The 19,469-nt window shown below is 70.8% G+C and carries 12 protein-coding genes and 2 pseudogenes; 3 read left to right on the forward strand and 11 right to left on the reverse strand.

Annotated features, from left to right (window positions below):
- From ACFCZF_RS37185 to ACFCZF_RS37200, 4 genes and pseudogenes are all read right to left on the reverse strand, one after another.
- The coding region (locus tag ACFCZF_RS37185) for a flavodoxin-dependent (E)-4-hydroxy-3-methylbut-2-enyl-diphosphate synthase (RefSeq protein WP_376675422.1) at positions 1 to 291 on the reverse strand (291 nt) is incomplete at its 3' end.
- A gap of 267 nt (positions 292 to 558) precedes the next feature.
- Entirely contained in the window at positions 559 to 1,851 is a 1,293-nt protein-coding gene (locus ACFCZF_RS37190) for an RIP metalloprotease (protein ID WP_376675436.1), read from the reverse strand.
- A gap of 8 nt (positions 1,852 to 1,859) precedes the next feature.
- Entirely contained in the window at positions 1,860 to 3,116 is a 1,257-nt protein-coding gene (gene dxr, locus ACFCZF_RS37195; protein WP_376675423.1) for a 1-deoxy-D-xylulose-5-phosphate reductoisomerase, read from the reverse strand.
- A 173-nt stretch (positions 3,117 to 3,289) separates the two neighbouring features.
- A pseudogene (locus tag ACFCZF_RS37200) lies at positions 3,290 to 5,253 on the reverse strand (acyl-CoA dehydrogenase family protein).
- A 319-nt stretch (positions 5,254 to 5,572) separates the two neighbouring features.
- Here ACFCZF_RS37200 and ACFCZF_RS37205 point away from each other — a divergent pair.
- From ACFCZF_RS37205 to ACFCZF_RS37215, 3 genes and pseudogenes are all read left to right on the forward strand, one after another.
- Positions 5,573 to 6,586 carry a LacI family DNA-binding transcriptional regulator gene (locus ACFCZF_RS37205; RefSeq protein ID WP_375918181.1) on the forward strand — a complete coding sequence of 338 codons (1,014 nt, stop codon included), beginning with the start codon at positions 5,573 to 5,575 and terminating at the stop codon, positions 6,584 to 6,586.
- Positions 6,547 to 6,768: pseudogene (locus ACFCZF_RS37210) on the forward strand (hypothetical protein); the annotation flags it as partial. The gene ACFCZF_RS37205 and the pseudogene ACFCZF_RS37210, both read left to right, overlap by 40 nt.
- 92 nt (positions 6,769 to 6,860) lie before the next feature.
- Positions 6,861 to 8,048, forward strand: coding sequence for a sulfotransferase (locus tag ACFCZF_RS37215; RefSeq protein WP_376675437.1), 1,188 nt, complete (start codon positions 6,861 to 6,863; stop codon positions 8,046 to 8,048).
- Between the two features lie 30 nt (positions 8,049 to 8,078).
- On the opposite strand, the gene ACFCZF_RS37220 is transcribed toward ACFCZF_RS37215, so the two are convergent.
- The 7 genes from ACFCZF_RS37220 to ACFCZF_RS37250 all read right to left on the reverse strand — a co-directional run bounded on the left by ACFCZF_RS37220 (position 8,079) and on the right by ACFCZF_RS37250 (position 19,165).
- Positions 8,079 to 8,798: a hypothetical protein gene (locus ACFCZF_RS37220; protein ID WP_376675424.1), complete on the reverse strand. Its 720-nt coding sequence runs from the start codon at positions 8,796 to 8,798 to the stop codon at positions 8,079 to 8,081.
- Between the two features lie 36 nt (positions 8,799 to 8,834).
- Positions 8,835 to 11,036 (reverse strand): glycoside hydrolase N-terminal domain-containing protein, encoded by a 2,202-nt coding sequence (locus tag ACFCZF_RS37225; RefSeq protein ID WP_376675425.1) that lies wholly within the window; start codon positions 11,034 to 11,036, stop codon positions 8,835 to 8,837.
- Positions 11,033 to 13,009, reverse strand: a complete 1,977-nt coding sequence (locus tag ACFCZF_RS37230) for a beta-galactosidase (RefSeq protein ID WP_376675426.1) — start codon at positions 13,007 to 13,009, stop codon at positions 11,033 to 11,035. The genes ACFCZF_RS37225 and ACFCZF_RS37230 overlap by 4 nt, the downstream gene beginning before the upstream one ends.
- Complete coding sequence (locus ACFCZF_RS37235) at positions 13,009 to 15,243, reverse strand: 1,4-beta-glucanase (RefSeq protein WP_376675427.1); 2,235 nt, start codon at positions 15,241 to 15,243, stop codon at positions 13,009 to 13,011. The genes ACFCZF_RS37230 and ACFCZF_RS37235 overlap by 1 nt, the downstream gene beginning before the upstream one ends.
- A gap of 207 nt (positions 15,244 to 15,450) precedes the next feature.
- Complete coding sequence (locus ACFCZF_RS37240; protein ID WP_376675438.1) at positions 15,451 to 16,386, reverse strand: carbohydrate ABC transporter permease; 936 nt, start codon at positions 16,384 to 16,386, stop codon at positions 15,451 to 15,453.
- Positions 16,387 to 16,400: 14 nt separating this feature from the next.
- Positions 16,401 to 17,450: an ABC transporter permease gene (locus tag ACFCZF_RS37245; protein WP_376675428.1), complete on the reverse strand. Its 1,050-nt coding sequence runs from the start codon at positions 17,448 to 17,450 to the stop codon at positions 16,401 to 16,403.
- A 26-nt stretch (positions 17,451 to 17,476) separates the two neighbouring features.
- The gene (locus ACFCZF_RS37250) at positions 17,477 to 19,165 is read right to left on the reverse strand and encodes an extracellular solute-binding protein (RefSeq protein ID WP_376675429.1); all 1,689 of its coding nucleotides are present in this window, start codon (positions 19,163 to 19,165) and stop codon (positions 17,477 to 17,479) included.
- Between the last annotated feature and the right edge of the window lie 304 nt (positions 19,166 to 19,469).

A 19,469-nucleotide genomic window follows, 5' to 3' on the forward strand; every position in this document is an offset into this window, starting at 1 on the left:
GTGGATGTCCGCGATCACCGGGATCTGCGACTTCCGCGCGATCACGGAGAGGGCGTCCGCGTCGTCCTGCGTCGGGCAGGCCACCCGGACGATCTGGCAGCCGGACGCCGTCAGCTCGGCGATCTGCTGGAGCGTCGCGCCGATGTCGGAGGTGCGGGTCGTGGTCATGGACTGCACCGACACGGGGGCGTCGCCGCCCACCGCCACGGGCCCGACCTGGATCTGCCGGCTCTTGCGGCGCTCCGCGAGCCTGGTCGGAACGTCCGGCATGCCGAGAGAAATCGCAGTCATCTGCTGTGCAACCCCAAGTCGTGGATCAAGGTCCGGTCCCGTTCAGCGGCGGGCTCCGGCCTTCGAGATTACGGCACCGACGTGAACGCCGGGCACACGGCGTACGGGAGTACACCCTTTGGCGTCCATCTGCCGGGTGACCGGCGTGAAGCCCGAACCGGAGGGACATGCTCCCCGGATCGGGCTTCTCTTCGGATCGCGGTGATTGTCCGGTCCGTACCGATTCGATCCTTTCGAATCAGTCGAATGGGCCGGACCGTCCACATCTCAGCTGATTCGTACCGGATTGACGACGTCCGCCACCAGGACGAGCAGCGTGAAGCAGACGAAGATGCCCGCCACCACGTAGGCCACCGGCATCAGCTTCGCCACGTCGAACGGCCCCGGGTCCGGACGGCGCAGCACCTTGGCCGCGTTCCGGCGCAGTGACTCCCACAGTGCGCCCGCGATGTGGCCGCCGTCGAGCGGCAGCAGCGGGAGCATGTTGAAGAGGAACAGGGAGAGGTTGAAGCCGGCCACGAGCATGATGAACATGGCGAGCTGCTGGGTGGGCGGGATGTCCAGGGTGGCGATCTCGCCGCCGACGCGGGCGGCGCCGACGACGCCCATCGGGGAGTCGGCCTCGCGTGGTCCGTCGCCGAAGGCCGCGTCCCACAGGGCGGGGATCTTGGCGGGCAGGGCGGCGAGGGAGTCGACGGCGTCGCCGATCCGGTCGCCCATCCAGGTCACGGACTGGCCGAAGTCCTGTTTCACCACGCCGGTGGCGGCGCTGAAGCCGAGGAAGCCGGCGGTGACGTACTCGCCCTCGACGATCTGTCCGTTCGCGTCCTTCTTCGCGACCTGGTTGGTGGCGATCGTCGCCTGGAGGGTGACCTCCTGGCCGCCGCGCTCGACGACGACCGGCACCTTCTCGCCGGGGTTGGCGCGGATCATGTTGGACAGCCGGTCCCAGTCGTCGGTCCTTACGCCGTCGAAGGCGACGATCTTGTCGCCCGCGCGGAGGCCGGCCGCCGCGGCCGGGGAGGCCGGGTCGGACTTGGTGCAGTCGTCGCGGTTCTCGCTCTGCGAGATGACGCACTGGGAGACGGAGCTGACGGTGGTGGTCTGCTGCGAGATGCCGAAGCCCATCAGGACGGTGAGGAACAGCACCACCGCGAGGATGAGGTTCATGAACGGGCCCGCGAACATCACGATGACGCGTTTCCAGGGCTTGCGCGTGTAGAACAGGCGCTTCTCGTCACCCGGCTGCAGTTCCTCGAAGGCGGCCGAGCGGGCGTCCTCGATCATGCCGCGCCAGGGCGAGGTGGAGCGTGCCTCCACCCGGCCGTCGGCGCCGGGCGGGAACATGCCGATCATGCGGATGTAGCCGCCGAACGGGATGGCCTTGACCCCGTACTCGGTCTCGCCCTTCTTCCGCGAGAAAAGTGTCGGCCCGAAGCCGACCATGTACTGCGGCACGCGGATGCCGAAGAGCTTGGCCGTGGACAGGTGCCCCAGCTCGTGCCAGGCGATCGAGAACAGCAGGCCGACCGCGAAGACGACTATGCCGAGGATGAACATCAGGGTCGTCATGCACGGGCCTCCGCCGTCTGTGCCGCCAGTTGCCGGGCCCGGGTGCGTGCCCAGGTCTCCGCTTCGAGGACGTCCGCGACGGTGAGCGAGGTTCCCGAACGGGGGGTGCCGTGTTCCTCGACCACCCGCGTGACGGTCTCCATGATCCCGAGATACGGCAGCGCACCGGAGCGGAACGCCTCGACGCACTCCTCGTTGGCGGCATTGAACACCGCCGGGGCCGTGCCCGCGAGCTCCCCTACGTGCCGGGCCAGGTTCACCGAGGGGAAGGCCTCGTTGTCGAGCGGGAAGAACTCCCAGGTCGAGGCCCTGCTCCAGTCGAAGGTGGGGGCGGCGTCGGGGACGCGTTCGGGCCAGCCGAGGCCGATGGCGATGGGCCCGCCCATGTCGGGGGGCGTCGCCTGGGCCAGTGTCGATCCGTCCGTGAACTCAACCATCGAGTGGACATACGACTGCGGGTGCACGACCACCTCAATGCGGTCGAAGGGAATGTCGTAGAGGAGGTGCGCCTCGATCACCTCCAGGCCCTTGTTGACGAGGGTGGCGGAGTTGATCGTGATCACCGGGCCCATGGCCCAGGTGGGGTGGGCGAGGGCGTCCTCGACGGTGACGCTCGCCAGCTGCTCCTTCGTACGCCCCCGGAACGGGCCGCCGGACGCGGTGACGACCAGCTTGCGCACGTCGGCGCGGGTGCCGGCGGCCAGCGCCTGGAAGAGGGCGGCGTGCTCGGAGTCGACCGGGATGATCTGGCCCGGCTTGGCGAGCGCCTTGACCAGCGGGCCGCCGACGATGAGCGATTCCTTGTTGGCGAGCGCGAGGGTGCGGCCCGTCTCCAGGGCGGCCAGGGTCGGCGCCAGCCCGATGGAGCCGGTGATGCCGTTGAGGACGGTGTGGCAGTCGGAGGCGGCGACCTGGGTGGCCGCGTCGGGTCCGGCGAGGATCTCGGGGAGCGGCTCCCCACTGCCGTACTGGTCACTCAGCGCCTCCCGCAGCGCGGGGACGACGTCCTCGCGGGCGACGGCGACGGTCCGCACCCTCAGCCGGTACGCCTGCTCGGCGAGGAGGGCGACCCGGCCGCCGTTGGCGGACAGGGCGGTGACCCGGAAGCGGTCCGGGTTGCGCAGCACGAGGTCGATGGCCTGGGTGCCGATCGACCCGGTGGACCCGAGGATCACCACGTCCTTCGGGCCGTCGCCCGCCACCGGGTCGAAGACGAGGTGAGGGTCGGCGAGTGGGGCTGGACTGTCGCTCATCCTCCCATTGTTGCCGCATCCGCCCTGCGGGAGGACAGCGCGTCCCTCGCACGGGTGTCGTGGTGCCCGTGCGCCTTCGACCCGGAGCGGCCCGGGGGTCGCTCCGGCGGGGTGGTGCTCCGCCCCGCCGGGGCACTGGACGGCCCCGGCGGGGGATCCGACGTACGCCCGTCCTACCTGATGGGGCGGTGGACGTTCGCCCGCCGTGACTCGCCCGGGGTGGCGTCCGCGATCCACGGACCGTCGCCCGACGGGTCCACGACGCCCTGCTCCAGCCACTCGTACGCGCCGCCCAGCACGCCCTTGACGACCTTGCGGTCGAGGTCGTCGGTGTTGGTCCACAGGCGGCCGAAGAGTTCCTCGACGCGGATGCGGGCCTGGCGGCAGAAGGCGTCGGCGAGCTGGTAGGCCTCGCGCCCGTGGTCGCCCTCGGCGCGCAGGTGCTCGGCGCGCACGCACGCGGCGCTCATCGCGAACAGCTCGGCGCCGATGTCGACGATCCGGCCCAGGAAGCCCTGCTTGGTCTCCATCCGGCCCTGCCAGCGGGACATGGCGTAGAAGGTGGAGCGGGCCAGCTTGCGGGCGGTGCGTTCGACGTAGCGCAGGTGTCCGGACAGGTCGGGGTGGCCGGACGGGTGGAAGTCGGCGTAGGAGCGCGGGAGCTGACCGGGTCCGGCGACCAGCTTCGGCAGCCACTTGGCGTAGAAGACGCCCGCCTGCGCGCCCGCCCGCGCCTTGTCCGACAGGGTCTTGTCGGGGTCGATCAGGTCGCCGGCGACCGAAAGGTGGGCGTCGACGGCCTCGCGGGCGATCAGCAGGTGCATGATCTCGGTGGAGCCCTCGAAGATCCGGTTGATGCGCAGGTCGCGCAGGATCTGCTCGGCGGGCACCGCTCGCTCGCCGCGGGCGGCGAGGGAGGCCGCGGTCTCGAAGCCGCGGCCACCGCGGATCTGGACCAGCTCGTCGGCCATCAGGCAGGCCATCTCGGAGCCGTAGAGCTTGGCGAGGGCGGCCTCGATGCGGATGTCGTTGCGGTCCTCGTCCGCCATCTGGGACGACAGGTCCAGAACCGCCTCCAGCGCGAAGGTCGTCGCCGCGATGAACGAGATCTTCGAGCCGACCGCCTCGTGCAGCGCGACCGGCTTTCCCACTGCTCGCGCACCGCTGACCACTCTCGGGCGATCTTCAGGCACCACTTGCCGGCGCCGACGCACATGGCGGGGAGCGAGAGCCGGCCGGTGTTGAGAGTGGTCAGGGCGATCTTGAGCCCGGCGCCCTCGGGGCCGATGCGGTTGGCGGCCGGGACGCGGACGCGGTGGAAGCGTGTGACGCCGTTCTCCAGGCCGCGCAGACCCATGAAGGCGTTGCGGTTCTCGACCGTGACGCCCTCGGAGGCGGCCTCCACGACGAAGGCGGTGATGCCGCCCTTGCCGTCCTTGCCGTCCTTGTGACCCTCCGACTTCGGGACGCGGGCCATCACGACGAGCAGGTCGGCGACCACGCCGTTGGTCGTCCACAGCTTCACGCCGTCGAGGACGTAGTCGTCGCCGTCCCGGACGGCGGTGGTGGCCAGGCGGGCCGGGTCCGAGCCGACGTCCGGCTCGGTCAGCAGGAACGCCGAGATGTCGGTGCGGGCACAGCGCGGCAGGAACGTGTCCTTCTGCTCCTGGGTGCCGAACATCTTCAGCGGTTGCGGCACGCCGATCGACTGGTGGGCGGAGAGCAGCGCGCCGATCGCGGGATTCGCGGATCCGACCAGGGCGAGGGCCTTGTTGTAGTAGACCTGGGTGAGGCCGAGACCGCCGTACTTTGTGTCGATCTTCATGCCGAAGGCGCCCAGCTCCTTCAGCCCGGTGATCACCTCGTCCGGGATCCGTGCGTCGCGCTCGATCACGGCCCCGTCGATCTTCGTCTCGCAGAAGTCGCGCAGCTTGGCGAGGAACTCCTCGCCGCGCTGGACGTCCTCGCCGGCCGGGAGCGGGTGGGGGTGGATGAGGTCGAGGCGGAAGCGGCCGAGGAACAGCTCCTTGGCGAAGCTCGGCTTGCGCCAGTCCTGTTCCCGGGCCGCCTCCGCGACCTCGCGGGCCTCACGTTCGGTGACGGTGGATCGGGAGGAGGGGGTGGTTGCTGCGGACATGAGGCTCACCTCGCCGCGAATCGGCATCGGGGGAGGTACGTCCACGGAGATCGCGACGGTTCGTCGTTCGCGAACCTGCGGACGTACGTTACTAGTCGGTGCTACCCGATCGTATCTACCCGATCCCGGGCGGTCCCACCACCCTTCGTGCGGCCGTTCGGCCGATACCTCGGAGAGGGTGCGGCGGAGAAAGAAGGTGTCGAAGCGCTTCGACAACCTATGGACACCCACCCCTACTGGGGTTACTGTCGAACCACCCTCACCCGCCTACATCCACCCCGCGCGCTGTCGAAGCGCTTCACAAAGCTTGGAGAGCTGGATGGTCACCCTCGCCGAGGTCGCCCAGCACGCCGGAGTCTCGGCGAGCACGGTGAGCTATGTCCTCAGCGGCAAGCGGTCCATCTCCACCACCACCCGGCAGCGGGTCGAGGAGAGCATCCGGAAGCTCGGCTACCATCCGAACGCCGGTGCCCGCGCCCTGGCCAGCAGCAGGTCGAACATCATCGCCCTGATGATCCCACTGCGCACCGACATGTACGTACCGGTGATGATGGAGATCGCCATCGCGGTCGCGACCAGTGCGCGCACCCACGGGTACGACATCCTGCTGCTCACCGGCGAGGAGGGCCCCGACGCGGTGCGCCGCGTCACCGGCAGCGGGCTCGCCGACGCGATGATCCTCATGGACGTCGAACTCGACGACGAGCGGCTGCCCCTGCTGCGCGGCACCGACCAGCCGTCCGTGCTGATCGGCCTGCCCGCCGACACCACGGGGCTGACCTGCGTCGACCTCGACTTCCGGGCGACCGGCGCGCTGTGCGTGGAGCACCTGGCGAAGCTGGGTCACCGCGACATCGCGGTCATCGGCGAGGCGCCCGCGGTCTACGAACGGCACACCGGCTTCGCCGAACGCACCCTCGACGGGCTGCGCACCCGCGCGCGGGAACTGGAGCTGCGGCTGCTGCACCGGCCCTGCGAGGGCGGGTACGACGCGATGGCCGCGACCCTCGCCCGTGTCTTCGACGAACGCCCGGACACCACCGGGTTCGTCGTCCAGAACGAGTCCGCGGTCGAGCCGCTGCTCGCCCTGCTGCGCCAGCAGGGCCGGGCCGTGCCCGAGGACGTGTCGGTGGTCGCGGTCTGCCCCGAGCAGGTCGCCACCCAGGCCTCGGTGCGGCTCACGTCGGTCGCCGTGCCCGCGCAGGAGATGGGCCGGCACGCCGTCGAGCAGCTGGTCGCCAAGCTCGACGGGCGCGGGAGCGACGAGGTCGTGCTGCTCGCACCGGAGCTGACGGTCCGGGCCAGCTCGGGGCCGGCGCCCGTCCGGCCGTAGACCACCGCGCTGGCATCAAGCTGATGGTCAGCCCCGCTCTCCCAGAACCAGGCGCGCGCTGGACGAACGCGTGGACGGGTGAGACGTACGAGGGCGAGGCGGCCGTGACGGTCGACGCGCCGCTGGACCGTATACCGCTGTTCCTGCGGGACGGGGCCGAGCTGCCGGTGGCTCAGGAGTAACGGTTTCCGCCGGGGGAAGAAGATTGCCGGGCGGGGCGGCGGGTCAACTTAAAAGGAGCGTCGCAGAGTTGACCGCCACCGAAAGGCAGAACGTGCCCTCGACTCCTCTCGCCCTCCGGCTCGCCAACCAGTTGCTGCGGCCGGCGTTCGGCTCCCGGCACGCGCCCGACCGGGCCTTCGACCGGATCCTCGCGCGGGCGGGAGGGGCGGAGGGCGACGAGCGGTTCGCCGACGACTTCCGCTCCCTGCTGCGCTGGTGGGCCGGTGCCGAGAACCTCACGCCGGTCGGCTGGCAGTCCGCGCGGGGCCACGTCGGAAGACACCTCGCCGGCCGGGCCCGGATCCGGCGGCTGATCGCCGAGCACCCGGACGTCGAGCGGGAACCCGTCGAGAACCCGGTGTTCGTGGTGGGCCTGCCGCGCACCGCGACGACGCTCACGCACGGCGTGCTGTCCCTGTCGGACGAGCACCGCTGCCCCCTGCTGTGGGAGCTGCTCAACCCCGACCTGGAGGTGCCGCCCGGTGGGCGACGCAAGGCGACGGCGCCCGCGCGCCGGATGGTCGAGGGCATCAACCTGCTCACGCCGCGCTTCCGCGACATCCACCCGATGACCGCCGAAGGCCCCGAGGAGTGCACCTTCGCCCTGCCGCACGCGCTGATGCCGCTCTCCTCGGCACGGATACCCGAATACCAGGCCTGGCACTACGAGCGGGACTTCGTCGCCGACTACCGCCACCTCAAGCAGGTCTACCAGGTGCTCCAGTACGGTCGTCCGCGCCGCCGCTGGATCCTCAAGTCCCCCATGCACCTGGAGAACCTCGACGCGCTGCACACCGTCTTCCCGGACGCCACCATCGTGTGGACCCACCGCGACCCGGTGACTGTCGTGGCGTCGTTCTGCAGCCTGGTCGAGCACGGCATGGCCGTCAGCACCCGCCCCGTCGACCCGCGCGGCATCGGCGCCACCTGGCTGGATCTGCTGAGCCGCTCCGCGGCGCGCGGTGTCGCGGCCCGTGCCGTCCTTCCACAGGAGAGGCTGATTGATGTCCCGTACTCCTGGCTCGGCACCGATCCGGCCGCCGGCGCGCCCAAGCTCTACGCCGCCGTCGGCGCCCGCTGGACGGGCGACGAGGCCGCCCGGCTCGCCGCTGTCGCCGCGCGCCCCAAGGGCACCCGCCCGCACCGGTACGAGCTGTCCCGCTACGGCCTGACCCGCGCCGACGTCGAATCCGCCTTCGCGGGGTACAACGCGCTGCGGGCCGAGGTTGACCGCGCCTGACGGCACGGCCGGCCCCCGCCCGGGACTGCGTCAGCTGCTGCTGACGGACATGCTGTTGGTCCGGAAGTCCAGGCCGCCGGGCGACGAGGTGATCTCGTAGCCGAACTGCACATCGCCGATGGTCTCGTTGCCCATCCAGCCCTTGGTGTCCTTGATCCACTTCAGGATCGGCAGGATCTGGACGCTCCCCGAGTTCGAGTCCGAGGTGCGCAGGAACGAGAAGACCTCGTTGGTGCCGTTGTCGCCCTTGTAGACGTTCCAGGTGTGGCCGCCGAGGGCGACCGTCCCCTGCGGGCTGCCCAGCGGGCCGACGGCTCCGTGGTGGTTGACCCAGAGCATGATCTCGTAGTCGTAGTCCGTGTCCCAGATGTCGTACGACGTGTTGTACGCGCCGGACGACGGGACCGTGACGTCGTAGCTGCTGCTGAGTGAGCCGAGGGAGGTGATCGGCTTGTTGATCACTTTCTTGGCGTTCGGGTAGGACTTGATACCGCCGGTGCCCGGGTGGTCGGCCCAGACGCCCCAGTTGGTGCCGGAGTTGGCCCAGACGCACTGGCCGCCGGCGCCGGATCCCCAGATGTTGTTGTAGAGGGTGTAGCCGTTCAGTTGCGTGTTGCCCCACTGGTCGCAGGAGTTCCAGACGGCGGCCTGGGCGGGTGCGGAGGCGAGAACGACGGTGGCGCCGAGCGCGAGGGCCGGGGCGAGGAGGGCGGTCAGGGTGCGGGTGCGGGTGCGGGTGCGTGGTGCCATGGGGTTCCTTCCATGGTGGGGGGAGTTGCGGTGCTGCTACCGCGCCTTGACGCTGATGACGCGGTCCTCTCCGGCGGCCAGGTCGAGCGGTTCGGCGCCGGAGGGAGTCCTCAGTTCGATGCGGTGGGTGCGGTCCGGGCGCAGGACGGCCGTCGCCGTGCCGTCGGCCGCCCAGCCGAGGTCCAGCTCCGCTCCGAACCGGGTGCGTACGCCCGTGAGCCGGCCCTCACGGCAGCGCTCCGGGAGCGCGGGCAGCAGGACCAGCCGGTCGGGGGTGGACTGCACGAGCATCTCGATGAGCACGGCCGGGAGGGCGTGCGCGGCGTCCGCGTTGTAGACGTCGCGGTGGGGGTAGTGCGCGCTCATCAGGGACGCGTGGAAGAAGTCGCCGTCGAGTACCTGGCCGAGGGCGTGGGCGACCCGTTCGGCGTCCCGGAGGCGGGCCGCGATCAGGGCGTGGTGGAGGTGGCCGTGGGCGGAGTGGTTCTCGGCGCCGCGCAGTGCGAGGGCCCGGTGGGCGGCCTCGGCGAGGGCCGGGGTGTCGTACGGGTTGATCTCGTCGAGTGGCCAGACGCCGTAGAGGTGGCTGAGGTGGCGGTGGTCGTAGGTGTCCCGCAGTCCGGGCCGGGCCCATTCGGCGAGGGCTCCGTCGGCGTTGGTCCGGTGCGGTGGGAGGCGGTCGGCGAGGGCGCGCCAGCGGTCGGCGTGCTCGGGGTGGCGGTCGGCGGCGGTCAGCAGGGCGTGCCGGGCGGCGGAGAGGTCCATGGCCGCGTTGACGGTGCCCCAACTGGCGTTCGCGGGACGGTTCTCGGGCGAGTAGGAGGGGACGACGAGGACGTGGCCGCTGTCGTCGGTCCGGGTGAGGAAGTCCTCGTAGAAGAGGGCGGCCTCGGCGAGCGCGGCGGTGGTGCGGGGGTCGTGGACGCCGCGGGTCTCGTCGTGGTCGACGAGGGGCTTGAGCAGCCAGTCGGCGCCCGCCGTCCACAGGTGCAGCGGGTACTCGCGGCTGAAGTGGTAGGTGTGACCCGACTCGCCGTCCGTGTGCGAGGGGGCGACGACACCGCGGGTGCCGAAGATCGCGCGGGCGTTGTCCCGCCAGTCCGGGAGCTGCCCGTGGACCAGGGCGGCATGAGCCTCGGTGACCTCGGGGAGGGCGGCGGCCACGGCGGAGGCGGTCTGCAGGTTGAGGTTGGCGTTGGTGGTGAACGCCCCCGACCAGGCGGTGTTCCAGTCGCCGGTCCACAGGCCGGTCAGGCGGGGCGGGAGGAGGCCGCTCGCCGACAGGAGGTGGTAGCGGCCGGCGGCGAACAGACGCTCCAGGAGGGCCGTGCCGCCGGGGCGTTCGAGCAGCGCGGAGCCCGGCAGCGCGCGTTCGGCGGGGTCTGCGGCGAGGTCGAGGGTGACGCGGTCGTAGGCGGTGCGATGGAGGGCGAGGTGGCGGTCGAGGAGACGGTCGTACGACGTCCCGTCCGGCAGGTCGCGCAGGGTCCGGCCCTCGGTGACCACGTCCAGCTCGCCGGTGTGCCGGCGCACCCGGGTCAGGAGCAGTACCTCCGTGGCGCCCTCGACGAGTACGCCGGGCGGGACCAGCTTCGTGGTGCCGCCGGTGACCGCGACCAGGGTGACGCCGGTGTACGTCAGGCCGCTGCCGGGGTAGCGGGCGCGCAGGCTGAGCTGGGCGCCCTCGGGGGTGAGGACGGCGCCGTGGCCGACGCCCAGCCCGGCGGGGGCGCCGGGGAGACGGGCGTCGAGGGACAGGTCGAGGGTGAGGTGCGGGGCGGTGACGTGCTGGACGATCACGTCGTCGGCTCGGGAGACGAAGACACGGCTGGTCCAGTCGGAGCAGGTGGCGGTCGTCTCGCCGGTGGTGAAGTCGACGGAGCGGCGGTAGGCGGCGTGGGTGTCGCCGGGTGGTCTGTTCAGGCGGAGCTGGAAGGCCGGGTGGAAGGGGCGTACCCATCGCAGCGGGCGGCCGTCGGTGAAGCCCTCGGCGGCCGTCGTGACACCTGCCAACAGGCGGTCCTGGAGGGCGGGGAGTTCGGCGGCGAGCCGGGGCGGGCGGCGGTTCTCGTCGTCGCCGTTCGGGCGGACGAGCGTGTGGTGGGTGACGATGACCCGGTCGGCGTTCGGATCGCCGAACACGAGGGCGCCGTGATGGCCGTTGCCGCTCAGGAAGGCGTCCTCCCAGCGGGCGGCGGGCTCGGGCTCCCAGGTGCCGTGTACCGGCGTACCGGTCATGAGGCCGGCTCCGTGAGGACGGCCACGCCGTGGCGGCCGAGGGTGACGCGGTCGGTGACGGTCGCGTCGGTCAGCAGGTCACGGTGGGTGCCCGGGACGTCGACGGTGACCGGGTCGCGGCCGTGGTGGAGGAGGAACAGCAGGTCGCCGCGGCGTACGGCCTCGACGCCGGCCGGGAGTCCGTCGAGCACCGGTCGGGCGCCCGCGTCGGCGGCGATGCGGGCGAGCAGGTCGCGCAGCGCGTCCGGCTCCGGGAGGGTCGAGAGGTACCAGGCGCGGCCCTTGCGCAGCACGGCCGGGAGTCCGTCCAGCTCGCCGCCCTTGTAGCGGACGGTCTCGGTGGCGGTGCCGTCGGGCTCGATCTCCTCCGACCACAGGGTGCCCCGGAAGCCGTCGCAGGCGGCCGTCTCGTCCGCCTCCAGGGGCCACCACTCGTGCAGGACGCGGATGCCGAACAGCTCGCGCAGCCGGGCGTCCATGCCGCCGGGCCTGACCCGGTCGTCCTCGTCGGCGACGCCGGTGAGGAAGCCGCAGACGAGGGTGCCGCCGCCGTGGACGAAGGCGAGGAGGTTGTCGACGGCCGCGTCCGTGAGCGCGTAGAGCTGGGGTACGACGACCGTCGTGTAGGGGGTCAGGTCGTGTTCCGGGTGGGCGAAGTCGGTGGTGAGGTGGGCTTCCCACAGCGCGCGATGCCAGGCGCGCAGGACGTCGGGGTACTCGAAGCGGGTGGAGGGGCGGCCGTCCTGGGCACCGGCCCACCAGGAGTGCCAGTCGTGCAGGACGGCGACGTCGGCGGTGACCGTGGTGTCCGCCGCGTGCGGGCCGAGCTTCGCGAGGTCGGCGCCGAGCTGCTTGACCTCCTGGTACGTACGGCCTTCCGCCCCCGCGTGGGAGACCATCCCGGAGTGGAACCTCTCGGCGCCCTGCCTCGACTGGCGCCACTGGAAGTAGCAGACGGCGTCGGCGCCGCGGGCGACGGCCTGCAGGGACCACAGGCGGTTGAGGCCGCGCGGCTTGGGGTGGTTCGCGCCGCGCCAGTTGACGGGTCCGGCCGCCTGTTCCATGAGCATCCACGGGCCGCGTGCCTGCGAGCGGGTCATGTCCTGGACCAGGGCGCCTTCCTGGGCGCCGAGGGGGTCGCGCGGGTCGGGGTAGAGGTCGACGGAGACGACGTCCTCCCCCTGGGCCCAGCGCCAGGCGTCCTGGCCGGACCAGAGCGGCATGAAGTTGGTGGTCACCGGCAGGTGCGGGGTGTGGCGGCGGACGATGTCGCGTTCGGCGACGTAGCACTCCAGGAGCATGTCGGAGGTGAAGCGCCGGAAGTCGAGGACCTGGGTCGGGTTCTTCAGGTAGTGGGTGCGGCGGGCCGGCAGGATCTCCGCCCAGTCGCCGTAGCCCTGGCTCCAGAAGGCGGTGCCCCAGGCGGTGTTGAGGGCGTCGAGAGTGCCGTACCGGTCCTGGAGCCAGCGGCGGAAGCGGGTGGCGGCCTCGTCGCCGTGGTCGTAGGTGCAGTACTCGTTGTTGATGTGCCACATGGTGAGGGCGGGGTGGCCGGCGTAGCGGGCGGCCAGGGCCTCGGTGATGGCGGCGGCGTGGCGGCGGTAGGTGGCGCTGGAGTGCGAGAAGTGCTGCCGGCCGCCCCACCACTCGGTGCGGCCGTCCTCGTCGTGGGGCAGGGTGTCCGGGTGGAGGTGCCCGAGCCAGGGCGGGGGCGAGGCGGTGGGGGTGGCGAGGACGACGCCGATGCCGCCTGCGTGCATCAGGTCCATCAGGCGGTCCAGCCAGGCGAAGTCGTGGACGCCGGGGCGTGGTTCGAGTTTCGACCAGGAGAAGACGCCGAGGGTGACGGAGTTGACGCCGGCGTCCTTCATCAGGCGGACGTCCTCGTGCCAGGTCTCCTCGGGCCACTGCTCGGGGTTGTAGTCGCCGCCGTAGAGGATGCGGTGGCGGGTGGTGTCCGACAGGCTGGGCATCAGCGGGGGTCTCCGTACTGGATGCCGCGTCCGTTGGTGGCGAGGTAGACGCGGCCGTACACGCGGGGGTCGCCGGTGATCGTCTCGCCGGTCCACCCCCACTGGTGCCGGTCGTCGTTGATCCGCGTCCAGCTCTTCGCCTCGTCGTCGGAGCGGTAGACGGCGGTGATGGCCTCGGTGGAGCCGACCTGGTAGATCGCCGGGTAGTCGGCGCCGTCGGCGGCCTTGCCGAAGCCGAGGGTGTGGGAGGCCCAGCAGCTGGTGAGCTTGGTGAAGGTGACGCCGCCGTCGGTGGAGCGGTGGAGGCCGTTCCACTTGGTGCTCAGCCACAGGTCGCCGGACCGGCCGGGCGCCGCGACCAGCTTGAACTGGGCGTCTCCGGCGGGCAGTCCGGTCGCACGGCGGGTGAAGGAACGGCCACTGTCAGTGCTGGCGAGTAGCGTTCCTGTGTCGGTGTCGTATGCGTAGAAGAGCGTCGGGTCGGCCGGGTCGGCGACCGGCGTGGCGCCCTTCGGGAAGGAGGGGATCTCGGACCAGGTCGTGCCGTTGTCCGCCGAGCGGTGAGCCGCGTACTTCGTGCCGTCCCAGTGCACGAAGGACCACAGGAGCACGCTGCCGTCGGCGTTGGTGGCGATCGGCCCCGGTGCGTTCTTGGCGATGTCGGGCTGGGCCGCGAAGGGCGCCCAGGTCCGTCCGCCGTCGTGGGAGTACGCGCCGTTGCCGTGATCGCCCCAGCCCGCCCGGACGACGTACGCCGGTCTGCCCGCCGCCTGCGCGAGTCCCGTCGCCGACCCGGACACGGGGTTCGTCGCCATGCCGCGCGCCGGAGACGCCGTGAGCCGTTCGTGGTACATCACGCCGATGTCCCGTGACCCGCTGAGCAGGTGCGCTCCCCCGACCGGGGGCGAGATCAGCTGGGTCACGGACGTCTCCTCCAGGCCGCGGATCTGCGGGGCCCAGTGGCGCAGATCGCGGGTGCCGTAGAGGGTGGCGCCGGTGCCGTACACGAGGTGCTTCGAGTCGTACGGGTCGAGGGCGACGGCCTGGATCCACCAGCCGAACTTCGGGGCGTCCTCGCCCCACTTGAGGAAAGGAGTCTCGGACACGTCGAAGACAGCGGAGTCCTTCAGGGACGTCCAGGTGCGGCCGCCGTCGGTGGTCCGGTACAGGGTGTCGACGGCCGCCCAGCGGTTGTTGGTGGAGACGACGACGGTACCGGGGCGGCGGGCGTCGACGGCGACGCCGCCGTAGCCGAAGCTGTCGGTCGCGCCGTCGCCCGTGGTACCGCCCGGCCGTACGGGCGTGACCTCGGTCCAACGGGCGTTCGTCGTGCGCAGTTTGTGCACGCTGCCGGTGGACTGGCCGTTCGGGCCCGGTGCGTCGGCGTACGTCACGTACAGCTCGCGGGTGTGCCGGTCGTACGCGGCGCGTATCGGGACCTTGGCCGCGGTACCGGAGGGCTGACCGGGGACGGGCTGCCAGGTGGTGCCGTCGGGCGTGCGGAAGAGGTTCGGTGCGGTGCCGTCGGCGTCGCCCCAGCCGGCGTAGACGGTGCGGCGGGCGGCGACGAGGAGGGTGACGCCCTGGCCGGTGGCGTTCGGGGTGGCCGGGAAGCCGGTGACGGGGGTCCAGGTGGCGCCGCGGTCCGTCGACTTCCAGAGGCCGTCGTGCCGGGTGCCCAGCCACAGGGTGTCGCTGTCGCGCGGGTCGACCAGGAGCCGCTCGCCGGTGCCCCGGCCGTCCTCGTTGGCACCGAGCTTCACGGTGAGGTCGGTGCGCTGCCAGGTCCTGCCCCGGTCCTCGGAGCGCAGGATCGCGCCGTTGGCCGACCATGCCTGGGAGTAGGTGCCGCAGGCCAGATAGAGCCGGTTCGGGTGGGCGGGGTCGACGGCCATCGCCTCGACGCCGAGGAGGTTCCAGTCGTCCCAGCCGAGGTGGTCCAGGAGCGGGATCCAGCGGTCGGCGCGGTCGTCCCAGCGGTAGGCGCCGCCGATGTCGGTACGGGCGTAGGCGAGCCCGCGGACGCGGGGGTGGAAGAGGACGCCGGTGATGAACCCGGTGCCGCCGATGACGACGTTGCGCCAGCGGTACGCCGGGGCGGCGGGGGCGTCCGCCGTGTCCTCGGCGGCGTGCGCGCGCCCGGGGGCGAACGGAACGGCGGTGAGCGCGGCGGCGGCCGCGGTCCCGGCGAGTACGGCGCGCCGGCTCGGGCTGCGTGACACGGACGCATGCATGACATACCTCGTTCTGTGCGGCTCGGGGCGGAGGTGGGCGGGGCGAGCGGAGGTGGGCGGGGCGAGCGAAGGTGGGCGGGGCGAGCGGAGGTAGGCGGGGCGAGCGGAGGTAGGCGGGGCGAGCGGAGGTGGGCGGGGCGAGCGGGTCCGTCGTGGCCGGGCGCCGGACAGGTGAGACCGGCCACGACGGGGCTGGGGGTGAGGGCGTCAGCCCTTCACGGCGCCGGTCAGCATCCCCTTCTTGAAGTGACGCTGGACGAACGGCGACAGCACGGCCACCGGCAGCAGGGCCATGACCATCACCGCCATCTGCACGGCGAGGCCGGAGAGTTCACCGGTCTTGATCGCCTGGCCGAGGCCGACCGGCGCCTCCTGCTTCTGCACGAGCTGGATCATCACGTTCTGCAGGGGCAGCATGTCCTGGTCGTTCAGGTACAGGGAGGCGTTGAACCAGGCGCTCCAGTAGCCGACGGCGTAGAACAGCGTGATCACCGCGACGACCGCGCGGGAGAGCGGCAGGACGATCTGCCACAGGATGCGCAGGTCACCGGCGCCGTCGATGCGGGCGCTGTCGATCAGCTCCTGCGAGATGCCCATGAAGAAGCCGCGCAGCACGAGGATGTTGAAGACACTGATCGCGCTGGGCAGGATCAGCGCGAGGTAGCTGTCCATCAGCCCCAGGGACTGCACCAGCAGGTAGGTGGGGATGAGGCCCGCGCTGAAGAACATCGTGGCCAGCAGCGTCATGAGGATCCCGCGGTGGCCGAGAGAGCCGCTGCGGGACAGCCCGTAGGCGCACAGCACCGACACCGCCATCGAGAACAGGGTGCCGACGAGAGTGATACCGATACTGACGAGCGCGGCGCGGGTGACCTGGCCGCCGCTGAGCAGTTCCTGGTAGGCGACGAAGGTGATGTCCGTCGGGATCATCACCAGCCCGCCGGCCTCGTCGATGGACTTGCGCGAGGAGAGGCTGGTGACGACGACGATCCACAGCGGGAACAGGATGGCCAGGCAGGCCAGCAGCAGGACCAGCCCCTTGCCGGCCAGGCCGGCCCGGCTGGGTTTCTCCTCCCACACCGGGCGGGGCGGGGCCGCCCACCGGCCGGGCCCCCGCGCGGGCTCGTCGATCGCGGCGGTCACTTCGTGAACGGCGGTCACTTCTTGTACACCCCCTGCTCGCCCATGAGGTGGGCCACCTTGTTCGCTATCAGGACCAGGCCGAGGCTGATGACGCCCTTGACGAGACCGGCGGCGGCCGCGTAGCCGAAGTCCTGGTTGCGTACGCCGTTCCACCACACGAAGGTGTCCAGGACTTCCGCGGCGCCCGGCCCGACGGCGTCGCGTTGCAACAGGATCTGTTCGAAGCCGACCGTCAGGGCGTCACCCACGCGCAGCACCAGCAGCAGGGCGATGACCGGACGCAGCGCGGGCAGCGTGACGTGCCACATGCGGCGCCAGCGGTTGGCACCGTCCATCGCGGCGGCCTCGTACAGGTCGGGACTGACCGAGGCGAGCGCGGCGAGGAAGACGATGATCCCCCACCCCGCGTCCTTCCACACGCTCTGCGCGGTGACCAGGAACTTGAAGGTGTCCGGGTCGGTCATGAGGCTGAGCCCGTCGTACCCGTGGTCGCGCAGCAGCTGGGACAGCAGCCCGGCACCGCCGAACAGCTGCTGGAAGACGGCGATGACCAGCACCCAGGAGAAGAAGTGCGGCAGGTAGAGGATGGCCTGCGAGATCGCCCGCACCCGGGGCCGGACCACACTGTTGATGAGCAGCGCGAGCAGGATCGGGATCGGGAAGTACAGCACCAGTTGGAGGACGAACAGCAGCAGGGTGTTCCGCACGGAGTTCCAGAAGGCCGAGTCCTCGAAGATCCGCTGGAAGTTCTCCAGACCCACCCACGGGCTGTGCAGGATGGAGACGATCCCGTTGTCGCTGATGTAGGGGTCGTACTCCTGGAAGGCGACGACGTTGCCGAGGATCGGTACGTAGTTGAAGAGCAGCACCAGCAGGACGGCCGGCAGTGTCATCAGCACCAGCACGCGGTCACGCCGGAACCTCAGCCTGAGGCTCAGTTTCCCTGCGTGCTTCCCTGTGTGCGGCTTGTCCTCGCGGGAGCCGACAGCGTCGTCGGACGCCACCGGGGTCTTCTTCGTCGCTTCGGCCTCGGCTCTGGTCCGAGGCACCGTGTTGTGGGACACGGCCGTTCTCCTTGCCTCGGTACCGGTCAGCTCGCCGCCGTGCCGTTCTCGTCGAGCAGCTTCTTGTACCAGTCGCGCAGCTTGTCGCCGCCCTTGCTCTTCCAGTCGGAGACGGCCTGCTGCACGTCGCTGATCTTCTTGCGGCCGCGGACGACGTCGTCCTCCAGCTGCTCGAAGTCGTTGGAGAGGTTGGTGTAGCGGGCGGGCTCGGTGACCTGCATGCCGTAGAAGGTGGGCTTCCTGGTGACGGCCCCCATCCGCTGCTGCCACTCGACCTGCCCCTTGGCGACCTCGGGGAAGTCGGGGTGGGCGATGGTCGCGGCGGGGCTCGCCACCATCACGTAGGCGTTCATCACGTCGATGTTGCCCTGGTCGGTCTTGGTGGGCACGCCGTCCCTGACGGCGTAGTGGGTGCCCTCCACGCCGTAGTTGGTGGCCATGTACTCCTTGGTGCCGTACGGCGCGGCGGTGACGTTGGCGATGGCCAGCACGTCGCGGATCACGGACTCGGACGCCTTCTTGTTGACGAAGGCGAAGATGCCGGCCGGGTTCTGCGCCCACAGCGTGGGGTCACCGCCGTCGTGCCCGAAGATGTCCATGCCCCAGATCTTGAACTCCGGGTTCTGGGTGGCCTGTTCCGCGGTGCGGCTCCACCACTGCGAGGAGTCCTGGTTGTAGATGAGGAACTCGCCGGCGGCGAACTTGGGCCCGGGGTCGGCGGCGTTGCTCTTGCCCAGCTTCGCGTCGGGGTGCACGACGCCGGCGGCGAACAGCATGCGCGTCCACTCCAGGGCCTCGAGGTACTCGTCGGTCTCGATGCGGTAGATCAGCTTGCCGTCGACCTGGTTCCAGCCGAGCGACTTCTCGTTGCCGGAGAGCACGCCGAAGGCGTTGAAGGCGGTCCACTTCATGTCCAGGCAGGCCCAGCGCTTGGCCTTCGCGTTGGTGGCCTCCTTGGCCAGCGCCATGAACTCGTCGCAGGACCGGGGGACTTCGTAGCCCTCCTTCTCGAAGATGTCCTGGCGGTACAGCGGCACGATGCCGGTCACGTACGAGGACGGCATCGGCAGACCGCGCAGCTTGCCGCCGAAGATGGACCGCTGCCAGGCGTCGGTGGGTATCGCCGCGAGGTTGGGGAAGTCCTTGACGGCGTCGCCGGAGAGGTAGGGGCCCAGGTCGGCGAACTTGCCGATGATGGCGCTGGGGATCTTGCCGGTCATGTTCCAGCCGGGCACGACCATCACGTCGGGCACCTCGCTGGAGGCGAGGACGGCGCCGAGCTTCTGGTCGTAGGTGTTGCCGTCCTGGTTCTGCCAGACCACGTCGACGCCGATGAGGTCGTTCATCGCCTTGTAGTAGGCGTTGTCCTCCTTCGGCGGGGACCCCCAGAACGGCGACATGATGGTGACCTTGCCGCCCTTGCCGAGCTTCCTCGGCACCGAGGTCTTCAGGTCGGAGAGGTCGAGCTTGCTGGTGAAGCCGACCGCGGAGCCGTTCTTGCTGGGGATGTCGGGGGTGACCACGTTGCCGGCCACGTACGTCGGCAGCAGCTTCTTGGCGTCCTTGCCCGACGTGGTGCCGTCCCGCGAACCTCCGTCCGACCCACCGCCGCACGCGGAGAGCAGCGGCATCCCTCCCGCCACCGCTGCGGTGGCGACCGCCGTGGAGGCGAGGAACTTTCTCCGGCTGGGGCCGGAGGCGGCGTTCGGCGTCATTGCGTCAACCCTTCGTGGCGCACCAGGACACCCGGCGGTGGCCGTCGGCTGCGGTGTCTCGAGTGGAACTGGCTGAGCTGAAGCGGTCGTCGGAGGAAGGCCCGGTTTCCGTCGCACCGCAAAGTGCACCAGGTTGCACCAGGTGAGCCAGGTGCCTCAGGTACCTCGGGTGCACTTCCGGGTGGAGCCTCGTAGTCGAAGCGCTTCGATGTTGCTGCGAGGTTAAGTGAACGCCTGGGGGTGCACAAGAGTCGTTTCCAGAATTCCTCCGAGGTATGGGGAGGGCGGGGCCGCCCGAACCAGC

It is taken from the genome of Streptomyces sp. NPDC056296 (assembly GCF_042268605.1).
In the GTDB taxonomy this organism is placed as follows: Bacteria; Actinomycetota; Actinomycetes; order Streptomycetales; family Streptomycetaceae; genus Streptomyces.

What these genes read in the sequence shown, in the direction of transcription:
- dxr (WP_376675423.1), bottom strand. Translation starts at nt 3,116, where the DNA reads ATGAGCGACAGTCCAGCCCCACTCGCCGACCCTCACCTCGTCTTCGAC.
- ACFCZF_RS37235 (WP_376675427.1), bottom strand. Translation starts at nt 15,243, where the DNA reads ATGCATGCGTCCGTGTCACGCAGCCCGAGCCGGCGCGCCGTACTCGCC.
- ACFCZF_RS37220 (WP_376675424.1), bottom strand. Translation starts at nt 8,798, where the DNA reads ATGGCACCACGCACCCGCACCCGCACCCGCACCCTGACCGCCCTCCTC.
- ACFCZF_RS37225 (WP_376675425.1), bottom strand. Translation starts at nt 11,036, where the DNA reads ATGACCGGTACGCCGGTACACGGCACCTGGGAGCCCGAGCCCGCCGCC.
- ACFCZF_RS37250 (WP_376675429.1), bottom strand. Translation starts at nt 19,165, where the DNA reads ATGACGCCGAACGCCGCCTCCGGCCCCAGCCGGAGAAAGTTCCTCGCC.
- ACFCZF_RS37190 (WP_376675436.1), bottom strand. Translation starts at nt 1,851, where the DNA reads ATGTTCATCCTCGGCATAGTCGTCTTCGCGGTCGGCCTGCTGTTCTCG.
- ACFCZF_RS37230 (WP_376675426.1), bottom strand. Translation starts at nt 13,009, where the DNA reads ATGCCCAGCCTGTCGGACACCACCCGCCACCGCATCCTCTACGGCGGC.
- ACFCZF_RS37205 (WP_375918181.1), top strand. Translation starts at nt 5,573, where the DNA reads ATGGTCACCCTCGCCGAGGTCGCCCAGCACGCCGGAGTCTCGGCGAGC.